The sequence below is a fragment of the Streptosporangium sp. NPDC002524 genome (assembly GCF_040295985.1).
In the GTDB taxonomy this organism is placed as follows: domain Bacteria; phylum Actinomycetota; class Actinomycetes; order Streptosporangiales; family Streptosporangiaceae; genus Streptosporangium.
In genome coordinates this window covers 22326-36418 of record NZ_JBEOWK010000037.1, presented here as the reverse complement: position 1 = coordinate 36418, position 14093 = coordinate 22326, and the positions used below count along the sequence as shown (strand labels likewise).

General features: G+C 71.8%; 12 protein-coding genes. 5 read left to right on the top strand and 7 right to left on the bottom strand.

Features of this window, described 5'->3' with window-relative positions; all coding sequences use genetic code 11:
- The first annotated feature begins 303 nt into the window (after positions 1-303).
- Positions 304-1677 carry a serine hydrolase domain-containing protein gene (locus ABT053_RS39485; RefSeq protein ID WP_350976463.1) on the top strand — a complete coding sequence of 458 codons (1374 nt, stop codon included), beginning with the start codon at positions 304-306 and terminating at the stop codon, positions 1675-1677.
- Positions 1678-1705: 28 nt separating this feature from the next.
- Here ABT053_RS39485 and ABT053_RS39480 read toward each other — a convergent pair whose 3' ends face one another.
- On the bottom strand, positions 1706-1960 hold the full coding sequence (locus ABT053_RS39480; protein ID WP_350976461.1) for a hypothetical protein: 255 nt from the start codon (positions 1958-1960) through the stop codon (positions 1706-1708).
- Between the two features lie 694 nt (positions 1961-2654).
- Here ABT053_RS39480 and ABT053_RS39475 point away from each other — a divergent pair.
- Positions 2655-3989, top strand: a complete 1335-nt coding sequence (locus ABT053_RS39475) for a hypothetical protein (RefSeq protein WP_350976459.1) — start codon at positions 2655-2657, stop codon at positions 3987-3989.
- A gap of 72 nt (positions 3990-4061) precedes the next feature.
- On the opposite strand, the gene ABT053_RS39470 is transcribed toward ABT053_RS39475, so the two are convergent.
- Positions 4062-4526, bottom strand: coding sequence for a GNAT family N-acetyltransferase (locus ABT053_RS39470; RefSeq protein WP_350976457.1), 465 nt, complete (start codon positions 4524-4526; stop codon positions 4062-4064).
- 322 nt (positions 4527-4848) lie between these two features.
- Between ABT053_RS39470 and ABT053_RS39465 the strand changes: the two genes are divergently transcribed.
- Complete coding sequence (locus ABT053_RS39465; RefSeq protein ID WP_350976455.1) at positions 4849-6885, top strand: NACHT domain-containing protein; 2037 nt, start codon at positions 4849-4851, stop codon at positions 6883-6885.
- A gap of 138 nt (positions 6886-7023) precedes the next feature.
- Here ABT053_RS39465 and ABT053_RS39460 read toward each other — a convergent pair whose 3' ends face one another.
- From ABT053_RS39460 to ABT053_RS39440, 5 genes are all read right to left on the bottom strand, one after another.
- On the bottom strand, positions 7024-7785 hold the full coding sequence (locus ABT053_RS39460; RefSeq protein WP_350976453.1) for an ABC transporter permease: 762 nt from the start codon (positions 7783-7785) through the stop codon (positions 7024-7026).
- Positions 7786-7794: 9 nt separating this feature from the next.
- Complete coding sequence (locus ABT053_RS39455; RefSeq protein WP_350976451.1) at positions 7795-8610, bottom strand: ABC transporter ATP-binding protein; 816 nt, start codon at positions 8608-8610, stop codon at positions 7795-7797.
- 23 nt (positions 8611-8633) lie between these two features.
- Entirely contained in the window at positions 8634-9026 is a 393-nt protein-coding gene (locus tag ABT053_RS39450) for a DUF1048 domain-containing protein (protein WP_350976449.1), read from the bottom strand.
- Positions 9027-9029: 3 nt separating this feature from the next.
- Complete coding sequence (locus ABT053_RS39445) at positions 9030-9359, bottom strand: PadR family transcriptional regulator (protein ID WP_350976447.1); 330 nt, start codon at positions 9357-9359, stop codon at positions 9030-9032.
- A 490-nt stretch (positions 9360-9849) separates the two neighbouring features.
- The gene (locus ABT053_RS39440) at positions 9850-10965 is read right to left on the bottom strand and encodes a LacI family DNA-binding transcriptional regulator (RefSeq protein WP_350976446.1); all 1116 of its coding nucleotides are present in this window, start codon (positions 10963-10965) and stop codon (positions 9850-9852) included.
- A gap of 144 nt (positions 10966-11109) precedes the next feature.
- Between ABT053_RS39440 and ABT053_RS39435 the strand changes: the two genes are divergently transcribed.
- Entirely contained in the window at positions 11110-12480 is a 1371-nt protein-coding gene (locus ABT053_RS39435; protein WP_350976443.1) for an MFS transporter, read from the top strand.
- 307 nt (positions 12481-12787) lie between these two features.
- On the top strand, positions 12788-14020 hold the full coding sequence (locus ABT053_RS39430) for an MFS transporter (protein ID WP_350976441.1): 1233 nt from the start codon (positions 12788-12790) through the stop codon (positions 14018-14020).
- Positions 14021-14093 lie beyond the last annotated feature (73 nt).

Sequence of the window (14093 nt, the reverse complement as noted above, 5' to 3'; positions counted from 1 at the left end):
CGGCCCTTTCAACCCGAAGCCACGAAAGCGACCCGAAACCACGAGGCCGTCCCCTCGGGGGTCACGACGAAGCGGCACGAAGCCGTCTCACGAGAGCGGCTTCTTCCTTCACCGTAGTCCGCGTTCCGTAGTCCGCGTTCCGTAGTCCGTTGGGCCGTCCCTGAGGACGGTTCCCCTTTCCTTCCGGCCGGTGCTCCGACGGCACCGGTGTCACCGGCATGCCCCGGCTTGCGTCGTCCCCGCCCGATCGGCCGACGCCCCGCCCGGCACTCGCAATGAGCATTCGCGCTGAGGAGATCTCTGATGACTTTCGACTCCGCCCGCTGGCAGGCCCGGTTTGACGAGCTTCGCGCCGCCCACCGTGTTCCGGGGGCCTCGCTCGCCGTACTGGTCGACGGGAACGTCCACGAGCTGGCCAGTGGTGTGCTGAACCGGGCGACGGGGGTCGAGGTGACGACCGACTCGGTGTTCCTGTCCGGCTCGCTCGCCAAGGTCTACACCGCCACGCTGGTGATGCAGCTGGTCGACTCCGGTGAGCTGGAGCTTGACACTCCCGTGGTGAGCGTGCTGCCGGAGTTCGCCACCCCGGACCCGGAGGCCACGAAGACGATCACGATCCGTCAGCTGCTTAGTCACACCGGTGGCCTGACCTGCGACTTCACCTACGACTCCGGCCGCGGTGACGACTGCCTGGCCAGGTACGTCGAGGCCGCCAGGGAGGTGGCGCCGGACTGCCCGCCCGGGATGGCGCTGTCGTACAGCAGCGTCGGGTACGTCGTGCTGGGCCGCGTCGTCGAGGTGCTGACCGGCCTGACCTGGGACCGGGCGCTGAAGGAGCGGCTCCTCGCCCCGCTCGGGCTGGAGCACTCGATGACGCTGCCCGAGGAGGCGCTGCGGTTCCGCGTCGCCATGAGCCACCTGGGGGAGCCGGGCGCCGACCCCGACCCGGCCCCGGCCTGGGACCTGATGCCGCGCTCCGCCGGTCCGTACGGCAGGGTCATCATCTCCGCGGGCGACGTCGCCCGCTTCGCGCGGGCGCACCTGGACGGCGGCGTCGCCCCCGACGGCACCCGGGTCCTGTCCGCCGCCGCCACCGAGGAGATGCGGCGGCGCGTGGTCGACAGCCCGGACAAGTGGACCGTCAGCGCCGACGGCTGGGGCCTGGGCTGGACCCTGTACGACTGGGACGGCGTCCCCGGCTACGGCCACGACGGCGCCGCGATCGGCCAGTACTCCTACCTGCGCGTCGTCCCGGGGGCGGGGGTGGCCGTCGTCCTGCTGGCCAACGGCGGCGGCACCGGCGGGCTGTACTCCGACCTGTTCCGGGAACTGCTGGGCGAGCTGGCCGGGGTGCGGATGCCGGACGTCTTCGGACCGGCGGCGAACCCGCCCGCGGTGGACATGACGCGGCTGGTGGGCACCTACCTGCGCGAGGGCGTCGTCACCACCGTCACCCAGGACGACGACGGCGCGCACCTCCGGTACGAGTTCGTCGACGGCATGAAGGACTTCTCCCCGCCCCTGGAGATGGACCTGGTGCCGGTGTCGGAGACGGTCTTCGCCGCCTCCGGCGGCCCCGCCTTCGGAGGGGAGCACTTTCCCGTGGTCTTCTCCACCCTGGCCGACGGCACCGAGTGCGTGTACATCGGCATGCGCGTCACCCCCAAGGTCGCCTGACCCCGACGCGGCTCGTATGTTCCCGGAATCAGGTCGCGAATATCAACCAGAGGTTCCAGCCGCCGCCGGAGGCCAGGCATTCGTAGTCGTCGGCCCCGCCGGGATTGTGGGGCCACAGGTATTCCTCGCCCACGGCGACACATTGGCCGTGGGTCTGGTAATGGCCGTGGTACTGCCAGTAATCCATCGCGCCAGTGCCCTGACCAGCTGACGCGGCTGCCGGAACACCACCGGTGAGCACGAGGCCGACCACCGCGAAAAGCCCCGCCGACAGCACGCGCATGCGAATTCCCATGGAAAGACCCCTCCGAAGTACGATCATCGCCGCCCCTCATTGAATGAAAGGTTCACCCCTCCCGCAAGGGGGCGGCAAAGGAGGCCCGAAAGGGCTAATAGGTCCTTTTGCTAATTGGACCGCAGCGTGAAGCGAGATGGAACGATCCGTTTCCGGCCCGTCGGGCATGCCGCGGCGAGACCGAATTCCAGGAATGGCATGAAACTTTCCCCATCAGCCGAGAGAGGCCCCAGCCGTGAGGGTCGCGGTGGGACCGGAACGGAGCACCTCCCGCGTGCGAGGAGCGACCCCCGGACGCCGGGCGGATCGGGCTGCGGCACGTGAGCACCTCCCGCGTGCGAGGAGCGACCCCCGGACGCAGGGCGGATCGGGCTGCGGCATGCGAGCACCTCCCGCGTGCGAGGAGCGACCCCCGGACGCAGGGCGGATCGGGCTGCGGCATGCGAGCACCTCCCGCGTGCGAGGAGCGACCTGCCGCAGCCACCCTGCCCGCCGCCGTCATGGAGAGCACCTCCCGCACGCGAGGGGCTTTCCATTCACCTGGCGCTCATCACACGTACGCCCGGACCCATCCGGCACGCGGGCGGATCCGGGCGCTTCCGCACCGGGCCCGGCGGGGAACCGGCCGACCGGCCCGCCGGGCCCGTCCGTCTCCGGTGACACGTCGAACTAAGATCAACAGATGCTCAAGCCGCCCTCCGCAGCGCAGGTGACACCGCCCCCGAGAAAGCGTCCGAGGGTGGGCCGGACGCTGCGACGGGTGGTCGCCGTCGCGATCGGTGTCTGCGCGCTGCTGGGCGCGGTACGGCTCGTCGTGCCCGCCACCTCGGGCACGACCGACGAGCCGCCCGGGGTCCGGCGGCAGCTGACGTTCCTGCGCGCCGCGCTCGACGGCGGTGCCGGTGACCAGGCGCAGAGCCTGTTCCCCGAGGGCTACTTCTTCCTGCACGCGCTGTACGGCCTGAGCTGGGTAGAGCTCGGCATGCGCGCACCGGACGGCGAGCGGTCGGCGGCGCTGCGCGAGGCGCGCTGGGCGCTGGCCCGGCTGGAATCGCCGCCCGGCCGCGCCCCGTTCAGCCCGGACCTCGACCTGCCGTACGGCGTCTTCTACCGGGGCTGGACCAACTGGCTGCGCGGCGGGACGCTCGCCCTGCAACCGCCCGCGCGACGCGACCCGGCCGAGCTGCGTCGCTTCGCCGACGACTCCGCCGCCCTCGCCGAGGCGTTCGGCGCCTCGGAGTCGCCCTACCTAGAGGCCTACCCCGGGCAGGCCTGGCCGGTCGACTCGACCGTGGCCATGGCGTCGCTGCGGCTGCACGACACGCTGCTGCCACCCAGGTTCGCAGCCACCGCAGACCGGTGGCTCCAGGCCGTACGCCAGCGGCTCGACCCTCGCACCGGCCTGCTCCCGCACGAGGCCGACCCCGGCACCGGCGCCCCGGCCGAGGTGGCCAGGGGCAGCTCGCAGAGCCTCGGCCAGCGCTTCCTCGTCGAGATCGACCCGGCCTTCGCCGCCGACCAGTACCGGCGCTTCCGCGACCGCTTTGTCGTCTCCCCGCTCGGCCTAGGACCGGCCGTCCGCGAGTATCCCGTCGGCATGGACGGCCCGGCCGACGTCGACTCCGGCCCCCTCCCGCTCGGCGTGAGCCTCTCGGCGACCGCGGTAGCCCTCGGCACCGCCCAGATCCACGGCGACGCCCCTCTGGCCGAAGCGTTGGCGAACTACGGCGAACTGGCCGGCCTCCCGATCGACACCCCCTGGACCAAGCGATACGCCTTCGGCCTCCTCCCCATCGGCGACGCCTTCCTTGCCTGGTCGAAAACGGCCCGCCCCTGGGTGTCGTCACCCCCCGCCCCGCCCCCGGCGACCATCTCGTGGTGGTGGCGCATACCGCTGCTGGCTCTGCTACTCGTCATCGGGGTCGCGCCCTGGCTGCCCACCTTGGTACGACGCCACCGAAACCGCCGAGCCCGTCCAGAACCGGCAGACGCGACGGGCAGGGCGGCGACCGAATGAGACCGGTCCGGAAACCGGGATGAAACCGACAAGAGCCGCGCATGGTTGCCGCCGGAGCCGACGTCGTGTGAATCAGGTGACGGCCCGGCGATAGATCTGCCGCGAACCGCCTTCCGGACCCGGATCGGTGGCCTCCGCAGGGACGAACCCGAGACTCTCGTAGAAGACGCGTGCGCCACCGGCGACGGCGCCCGGGTGGTCGGCTCCGAAGGTGACCACCTCGATGCTGCCCGGACCGCGCACGAACCTACGTGTCGCCTCCGCCATCAGCGCACGACCGGCGCCCTTCCCGCGATGCTTCTCCGAGACGACGAGCCAGTGGACGTGATAGATCGGGGCCTTCGCGCCGAACAGCAGGCCGCCGAGGAGATCTGACCCCGAGGAGACAGCGACGAGCGCCGTGGACCGGCGAATGTGCTCGTCCACGGCGCTGTGGAAACCGGCATCCTCCACCATCGGCCCGAACCAGTGCTCGACCTGGGTCGCCAGGCCGAGAAAGCCGGAGAAGTCCTGCTCTCGCGCGAGTCTGACGATCATCCAGGCAGTCTGGCAGACGAGGCGAACGTCGCCCGATGCGGCACTGGCCGAGGTCGAAGGCGACGTCGGTGAGGTTGACCGTCCGCACCTTCGGGTCGTCGAGGAGCTTGCGCGGATCGGCGAGTTTCCAGCCGTCGACGACGAGCCCGTACACGACGCCGATGGAAACCGATCGCCGAGTACATCCGCCACCGCGTCCCCCGGGCCGAGCCGACGCTGTTCGACGGGGCGGGCGACGCGGCGGCGTTGAATGGGATCTGGCCCATAGCCGGGCGGAATCGCGCATGGTTCGCCTGATCGCCGCGCGCTAATGTGACCCGCTATGCGTAGCGGAGGCCTGTCGAGTCCTCGACTTCTGTTCGCGGTCTCCACATTCGTCGGCGCGGCATTGGCGGTGGCCCTGAACCAGGTGCTCGACGACGGGGTCTGGAGCCCGCAGTGGATCGCGATCGCCTGCGGGCTGACGGCACTCGGCTACTGGGTGGGCTACCGATTCACCCTGGCCACCGCCCCCGCCCCCACGCTCTCCGAGGCCAAGGCCCGCCTGGCCGAGCTGGTGGCCCACCAATGGGCGGAGGAGGCGGTGGCGCGGAGACAGGGGGACGCGCTGATCCCGGTCTCCTGGAGCGTGACGCTCCGTCCCAGGTCCGCTAGGCAGCCGCGCCGGCCCGAGACCCGCCTGCGCTCGGACGAGGCCGCCGGGCTGGCCGCCTTCTTCCGCGGGCTGCCGCGCCACCGGCTGGTGATCACGGGCGGGCCGGGGACGGGGAAGACCACGCTCGCCGTCGAGCTGCTGCTGCACCTGATCGAGACCCGCACCGCCGACGAGCCCGTCCCCGTGCTGCTGCCGATCTCCGAATGGGACGTCGAGACGCACCCGCGTTTTCATGACTGGGTGGCCTCGCGCGTGCGTGCGGACTACGCGGCGTTGCGCGGGATGGGGAAAGGCGCCGACGGGACCGACCTGCTGGCCGGCCGCGGGCACCTCCTGACCGTGCTCGACGGGCTGGACGAGCTCCCCGGGGACGCCCGCGCCAGGGCACTGCGCGAGCTCTCACGCGCGCTGGGAGACCGCGACCAGGTGATCGTCACCTCGCGCGGCAGGGCGTACAAGGACGCCGTGGGCGCGACCCGGGCGCTCAAGGGGGCGACCGTCATCGCGCCGAAGGCCCTGGACCGGGAGGCCGCCGCGGCGTACCTGGACGCGTGCATGCCGTCGGAACCCTCCCCGGCGTGGGCGAAGGCGCTGGAGGCGCTGCGGAAGGGCGAGGCCCCCGCTCTGGCGTACGTCACCTCCGCCGCCTGGGGGCTCTGGCTGGTCAAGGTGGTCTACGTCGACCGGGGCGCCGATCCCGCTCCGCTGCTGAGCGCGCGGGGCGAGGAGAGCGAGACGCTGCGGGCCCACCTGCTCGACGGTCTCGTCGAGTCCCGGCTGAGCCACGGCGGGCCCGCCCCCGCCCGGGGCGCCGAGCGGCTCGCCTGGCTGGCCGGTCTGCTGGCCAGGGCCGGGACACGGGACCTGGCCTGGTGGCGGATGATCGACTACGTCTTCCCCGGCAAGGGACGCTCCCTGGTGTCCGAATGGGTCGGACTCCTGGCCGGGGCCGTGCTCAGCCTTCCCGCGGCGGTCATGGGCGGCATGATCCGCGGCCCCGCGTTCGGGCTGATGCTCGGTCTCGGCTTCTGCCTGGGCGTGAGCGTGCCCAGGCAGCCGGCCGCCGACGAGCCGGACTTCGCCCCGCTGCGGGCACGCCGCCGGCTGCTCGACTTCATGCGCGTGATCAGGACGAACAGCCCGCTGATGATGCTGGGAATGCCGCTCGGCCTGCCGGTGGCCGTGTACATGTGGTGGTCGTCGGGCTTCATGATGGGCCTGGCGAGCTTCGTGGGCATCGCCGGGCTCAACTGGATCTCGTTCCGGGTGACGCAGATCCGCCCCGCCGCACCGGACGAGCGGCCGCCGATGTTCACCGCCGCCGTGACGCCCGCCTCCACGTGGCGGGTGAACCGGGCGCTGACCGGCCTGCACCTCGTGAACGGCGTGATCCTCGGTACGGCCCTCACCCTCGCGGTCGAGCTGTTCGCCTTCGTGGACGGGCGGCGCGGGGTGTCTCCGGGGGACGGTGGGCTGATCGTCGCCGTGTTCGCCTTCGGCTTCGGCTTCATGGCCAGGCGGCGGGACACCTGGCTCAGATCGGTGATCTTCCAGGGGCATCTGGCCCTGCTGGGCCGAGGACCTCTGCGGCCCGCGCGGTTCCTGGACGACCTGCACCGGCGCGGGCTGCTGCGCGCGGCCGGCCCTTTCTACCAGTTCCGCCACGCCGAGTTGCAGGAGCATCTGGTCCGGCGGCGAGGCTGAGCGGGCGGTTCGCGGGAGGAACCGGTTCGCGGGAGGAACGGCGCCGAGGCGACGGTCGGGACTTTCGAGAAGGGACTTGGCTGGTTACGCCCGGTCGGACTGGCTCACGTTCGAGTCCAGGACTCGACCGGCACTGTCCTAGGAGATCTTGCGGCGGTAGGTGTTCATGGCGAAGACGTACGAGATGACGAGGAGGCCGACGCACCAGGCGAGAGCGATCCAGATGTCGGTGCCGACCGGCTGCTGGGTGTACAGGTCGCGGATGGCGTTGACGATGGACGTCACCGGCTGGTGCTCGGCGAAGGCGCGCACCGGGCCGGGCATGGTGTCGGTGGGCACGAAGGCCGAGCTGATGAACGGCAGGAAGATGAGCGGGTAGGAGAACGCGCTCGCGCCCTCCATGGTCTGCGCGGTGAGGCCGGGGATGACGGCGAGCCAGGTCAACGCCAGGGTGAACAGCATCAGGATGCCGGCGACCGCGAGCCACGCCAGCACTCCCGCCCCCGAGCGGAAGCCCATGAGCAGGGCGACGAGCACGACGACCACGAGCGAGATCAGATTGGCGACCAGCGAGGTCAGCACGTGCGCCCACAGGACGGACGACCGCGCGATCGGCATGGACTGGAACCGCTCGAAGATGCCGCTCTTCATGTCCGTGAAGAGCCGGAACGCGGTGTAGGCGATGCCCGAGGCGACCGTGATGAGCAGGATGCCGGGCAGCAGGTAGTTCACATACGACTCCGTCCCCGTCTTGATCGCGCCGCCGAACACGTAGACGAACAGCAGCAGCATGGCGATCGGCGTGACCGCGGTCGTGATGATGGTGTCCACGCTGCGCGTGACGTGGCGCAGGGATCGGCCCAGCAGGGTCGCGGTGTCACCGAGGAAGTGTTTGTTCATCGTCGTTCCTTACGCGTCCGCGTTGGGGGTGTGGTCCTTGCCGTTCTTGCCCTTGCCGCTCTTGTCGCCGACGAGCGTGAGGAAGACGTCCTCCAGGGTCGGCTGCTTCTCGACGTACTCGACCTTGGCGGGCGGGAGCAGTTGTTTGAGCTCGGCCAGGGTGCCGTTCACGATGATCCGGCCCTCGTGGAGGATCGCGATCCGGTCGGCGAGCTGTTCGGCCTCGTCCAGGTACTGCGTCGTGAGCAGCACCGTCGTCCCCTGGGCGGCGAGTTCCCTGACGGCCTGCCACACCTCGAGGCGCGCCTGCGGATCGAGCCCGGTCGTCGGCTCGTCGAGGAAGATGACCGGCGGATTCCCGATGAGGCTCATCGCGATGTCGAGACGCCGGCGCATGCCGCCCGAGTACGTCGACGCCTTCCGCGCGCCCGCGTCGGTCAGCGAGAAACGGGCGAGCAGGTCGTCGGCGACCTTGCCCGGGTCCTTGAGGTGCCGCAGCCGGGCGACCAGCACGAGGTTCTCCCGCCCGCTGAGGATCTCGTCGACGGCCGCGAACTGCCCGGTGAGGCTGATGGACTCCCGCACGTGCGCGGCCTGCGTGGCGACGTCCAGGCCGTTGACGCCGGCCGTCCCCGCGTCGGCCTTGAGCAGCGTGGACAGGATTCTCACGACCGTGGTCTTGCCCGCCCCGTTCGAGCCGAGCAGGGCGAAGATGCTGCCCCGCGCCACGTCGAAGTCCACGCCGCGCAGCACCCGCAGCTCCTTGTACGACTTCTCCAGGCCCCGCACGTGGATCGCGGGCCCCTGGACCTGACTGGTTGTCATCCGGACATCCGTTCTCTGCTTGGTCACGGCTTGTCGCCGGTGACGCGATTTATGGCGTTGGTCAGCCGTTCCCGCTCCCGGTTGATCCACTGACCCCCCGGGTAGTTCTGGAGGAACGCCTCGACGAACTCCACGGGGTTCTCCCCGACGACCTCGCGGATCGGGGTTTCGTTCGCCGCGCTCTGTTCGAACAGGTCGGCGAGGTCCTCGTACATCGCGACCACGTCGGCGCTCTCCCCCGGCCCGAAGTGCATCAGGTACCGCTCCAGCGCCTCGACCGCCGCGCGATAGTCCTCGGGGAGCTTCTTGACGCGCGCCTTGTACTGCCGGTAGCGCTTCTTGTCCTCCAGCGGCCCTGTGACCACTTCCAGATACTGCCGGTAGCGGCTCTTCGGCTCGTTCGACCCTGTGTCCATGTGCTAGTTACCTCCTTCGCGGAGCTGTTCGAGCCGTTCTGCGAGGAAGCTCCAGTTCCTCCAGAACTCTTCGAGGTACTCACGTCCCTGAGCGTTCAGGGAGTACACCTTGCGCGGCGGCCCCTTCTCGGACGGGACCTTCTCCACGTCGACGAGACCGCGCCGCTCGACCCTGACGAGCAGGGCGTAGACGGTGCCCTCGGCGATGTCGGAGAAGCCCTGGTCCCGCAGCCACGCCGTGATCTCGTAGCCGTACGCGGACCGGCCGGACAGGATCGCGAGGACGATGCCCTCCAGCGTCCCCTTGAGCATCTCCGTCACCTGCTTGCCCATGGAGACACCCCCTTTCCAGCTACTCAATGTTGCTGACTACCGGTACAAAGTAACACCGACTACCGGTACATAGCAACGCTTAATAGCTGAGACGCGGGCCTGGACCGTGAGCGTGTGGATGTGGGTGACCCGATCACCGCCGCTCACGAGCGAGCGAGCGAGTGAGTGGGCGGGGGAGTGGGGGAGTCTGTCGGCACCCCTCGGGAGGGTCGGCCCGCCGGAGATCTCGATCCCCGGCCTCGCCGTCGCGGACGCCACGGACGCGACGGACGCGACGTGAGCGCCGGCGACCGCGTGACGGGCGCGAGTGCCGCGATCCCCGAACCGTTCATGCGTTTACGATCGCCGACCGCTCTGATACCGGGCCGTCGCCGTACTGACACGGCCGCCGACATGGCCACTGACACGGTCGCTGAGATACGACACCGCGTCAGACCTGGCCGTCGCCGGGACCTCTACCGGCCTGGCGCGGCTTTTGTCCCCGGCTCCCTCAGGGGCGCCGGGTGGACTCGCGGCTGATCAGGTGCCAGGCGACCTCGGTGTCCCGTTCGGCGGGGGCGAGGACGCCGAGGGCGGTACGGGCGCAGCGGGCACCCTGGTCGCGGAGGGACTGGGCGACGGTGGTGAGTCCGGCCGGGGCGGCGGCGTCGGAGTCGTCCCAGCCGCTGAGGGTGAGGTCGCCGGGGACGGCCAGGCCCAGGCGGGTGGCGGCGCGCAGGACGCCGAGGGCCAGCTCGTCGCCCATCGCGGCGATCGCGTCGCAGGCGTACGGGCCGGTGAGCAGCTCGGCCGCGAGCGTTTCCGCCTCGCGGGCGCTGTTGACGGAGCAGACGGCCACGCGGACCTGTGACCAGTCGCCACCGGTCTCGGCCCAGGCGTCGCGGTAGCCGCGCAGGCGCCGGCGGGTGACCCGGAAGGTCGAGGCGTCCGGGTCGATCCCGCCCGGCGGCAGGGTGCCGGATCCGGCGGGCGCGGCATCGTCCAAGGGGGCGCCGAAGGTGACACCGGATAGCCTCGCCCGGTCGAGAGGGAAGCTCAGCACCCCCGGGCGCCGTGCTCCCGCGAAGACCTCGCGGCCCACGGCCGTGGCGGCGGCGCGGTCGTCGGCGGCGACGAAGGAGAGGCCGTCGCGGCGCGGGCCCCCGTGGACCACGGCGGGCAGGCCGGTGGCGGAGATGGCGTCGATGACGGGGTCGTCGTCGGCGGTCGTCCAGACCACGAAGGCGTCGACGGCGGCCTCGGTGACCCGGTCGACGTCGGAGGGGCTTCCGGTGACGGGGACGAGGGTGAGCGCCATGCCGTGGTCGGCGCAGACCTGGGCGACGCCGGACAGGAAGCGGGTCGCCTGCGGGTCGTCGAAGGCGTAGGTGAGGTGCTCGCCGAGGACGACACCCAGGTTGCCGGTCCGGCCGCTGCGCAGCGAGCGCGCGCCGGGGTGAGGGCCCGGGTAGCCGAGGCGCTCGGCGGCCTCGCGGACCTTGGCCCGCGCCTCGTCGGAGACCCGGCCCGGCTGTCCGTAGGCGTACGAGACGGTCATCACCGACACCCCTGCCGCGCGGGCGACCTCGGCCATGGTCACCCGGCGTCGCGCCGTCCGTCCGCTCATGGGCCGAGAATATCTGTGTATCGATACACAGCCGATTTGTGTATCGTTACACACATGTCAGGAGGAAAGGGCGGAGTTCGGGCGCGTACCGCTTATATGGGGTTCGCCGCGTTCGGTGCTTTCTGGGGAGTGTGGGGTGCCTCGGTGCCCGCGATCCGTGCCCAGGCGGAGCTCGGCGACGGGCAACTGGGGACGGCGCTGCTGTTCGTCGGGGCGGGGGCGCTGCCCGCGATGCTCGTCACCGGGAGGGCGGTCGACCGCTGGGGGCTCCGGGTGGCCGCGCTCCTGCTGGTGACGCTCGGCGCGGTGGGGACGCTGGTGGCCGTGGCCGGGCGCGACCTCTGGAGCCTGTCGGCGGGGCTGGCGCTGCTCGGCGCCTCCTCGGGAGCGGCCGACGTCGCGATCAACTCGGCGGCGGCCTCGGCGGAGCGGGCCTCCGGCCGGCCGGTCATCACCCGCGCGCACGGCACCTTCTCCGCCATGGTGGTGGCCGGCAGCCTCTCCACCGGGCTGCTGCTCGGCGGCCTGGGCGTGCCGGTCGTCGTACCGTTCCTGCTGGTCGCGGGGGTCGCGGCCGGTGCGGCACTCGGTGTCATGGCCGACCGACGGACCGCCTCAGCCGTCTCGGTCGGCCTGGCCGCTTCGGCTGTCTCGGCCGCTTCGGGTGTCGGTCAGGTCGCCGATCGGAAGGTCGCCCCGATCACCAAGGAGACCGTCCCGGGTGCGGCAGGGGCCGCTCCGGTCGCCGGGGGAACAGTCCCGGGCGCCACGAGAGGACTCTCGGTCACCGGGGGAACCGTCCCGGACCTGGCGGGGGCCGGTCCGGTCACGGAGAGAACGGTCCCGGGCGCGGCGGGGGCCGTCCGGAGTGGCGAGTGGCGTGGATACGCCCTGCGCCTGTTCCCGTTGCTCGTGGTCGGCGGCCTGGGCGCGCTCGCCTTCGCCGTGGAGAACGCCCACCAGAGCTGGGGCGCGGTCTACCTCGCCGACGTGGCCGGAGCGGGTCCCGCGCTCGCCGCGGCGGGCCCGGCGGTCTTCGCCGCCGTCGTCGCCCTCACCCGCTTCGCGGCCGGTGCGGTCGGTTCCCGGCACGCCGCGACCGTGCTCGTCTCCGGTGCCGTGACGGCCGCCGCCGGGACCGCGCTGGTGTCCGTCGCGACGGCCGTCCCGGTGGTCCTGCTGGGCCTGGCTCTGGCCGCCGCCGGTACGGCGGTGCTCTTCCCCATGCTGATGGGTGTCGTCGCGGCACACGTCGGGGAGGCGGCGAGGGGGAGGGCGACGTCCGTGGTGACCACCGTGGCCTACCTGGGATTCCTCGCCGGTCCGGTCTACGTAGGACGCTGGGCCGAGGCGACCGGCCTGCCGGGGGCGATGGTGGCGGTGGCCGCGCTGGCCGTCGTCCTCGCGGTCCTGACCTGGCCGTTGCTACGTGCGGCCGTCGGCGCCGGCTCCCCGTGGGACTCGCCTCGGCGCGACCTCGGCCGCGTGCGGGACGTCACCGGTCACGTCCCGTGAAGACCCGCCGCCTTCCGACTGCCGATCCGTCGAAGAGGTCCCTTTCCGCCGGAGAGGCTTCTTCCCGCCGAAGGGGTTCCTCCCGATCCGCCGAAGAGCAGAATCTGGTCCGCCCAGGGGAGGAAACCGTTCCGGGCCCCGCACACCCCTCGGTCCTCACATGTGAGAGAGATGGCATAAGGTAGCTCGTCGGTGCGTTCAGGACGGACGCGCACGATGACCGCTCGGCGGCCGCGAGAGCGGTATCAACCCCGGTCGAAGCCCACCCCGGTGGGCTCCCGAACCGGGCGGAGTCTCCGTCTGGACGATGGACGGAGAGATTGTGACGTCGTACTTCGCCGTGCTCGGCTCGCCCGGAGCGTGGCGCTTCCTGCTTCCCGCCTTCGTCGCGCGCCTCCCGAACGCGATGCTCCAGCTCGGCGTGCTGCTGCTCGTGCACTGGTCCACCGGCTCGTACGGCGCGGCCGGGGTCGCCGCCGCGGTGGCCGCGGTGGCGCCCGCGCTGGTCGGCCCGAGGACCGGGCGGCTCGCCGACAGGTACGGCCAGGCGAGGGTGCTGGTCCCGCAGGTCCTCGTGCACGCCGTCGCGCTGGGCACCCTGCTGGTGCTCGCCTCGGCCCACGCCCCCGCGGTCGCACTGGTGGTCGTCTCGGCGCTGGCCGGGGCGACGATGCCGCAGGTCGGCTCGATGGTCCGCGCCCGCTGGGCGTACGTGCTCGGCGGGTCGGGCAGGCTGGACACGGCCTTCGCCCTGGAGTCCATTACCGACGAGCTGACCTTCACCCTCGCCCCGGTGCTGCTCGTGGCCATCTCGACCGGGTTCTCGCCGGTGTGGGCGCTGTCGGTGGCGCTCGTCATGGTCGTGGCGGGGACGCTCGCGTTCGCCGGAGTTCGCAGGGGTGCCCCCGAACCGATGCCGGTCCGGGTCCGTTCCCAGCGCGGCGTGCTGCGGCTGCGCGGGGTGGCCGTGCTCGCGCTGGCCTTCGTCGCCCTCGGCACCGTCTTCGGCAGCCTCCAGGTCGGCGTCACCTCCTACACCGCGGCCCTCGGCCAGGCCGGTGCCGCCGGACCGGTCTACGCGAGCTTCTCCGGCGCCAGCTTCGTCGGGGGCATCCTCTACGGCGTGGTCCGCTGGCGGATCGGCGCCCCGGCCAGGCTGGTCGCCGCTTTCGGCCTGCTCTCCGCGGCCACCGTCACCCTGACGCTCGCCGGATCCGTGCCGCTGCTGTACGCCGGAGCCGCCGTGGCCGGGTTCGTCATCGCCCCGGCCGTCATCACCGGCTACACCCTGGTCGAGGGCCTCATCCCGGCCGAGGTGAGGACCGAGGCCTTCACCTGGCTCAACGGCTCCGTCGGCATGGGCATCGCCGCGGGCGCGGCCGTCGCGGGCCAGCTCGTGGACCGCTTCGGCGCGTCGTTCGCCTTCCTCGTCCCCCCGGTCACCACCGGCCTGGCCGCCCTGCTCGTGCTGGCCTTCCTGCGCCGCCTGCGGCCGGGAACCGGTGGCTCCCCGGCCCGCGAGCTGGTCGCCGCGGTCTGAGAAGCGGCGGGGCTTCGAAGCCGGGAGCCGGGACGGCGTTGTCGGAACGGCCGGAGCGGATCGGCCCGCGGTG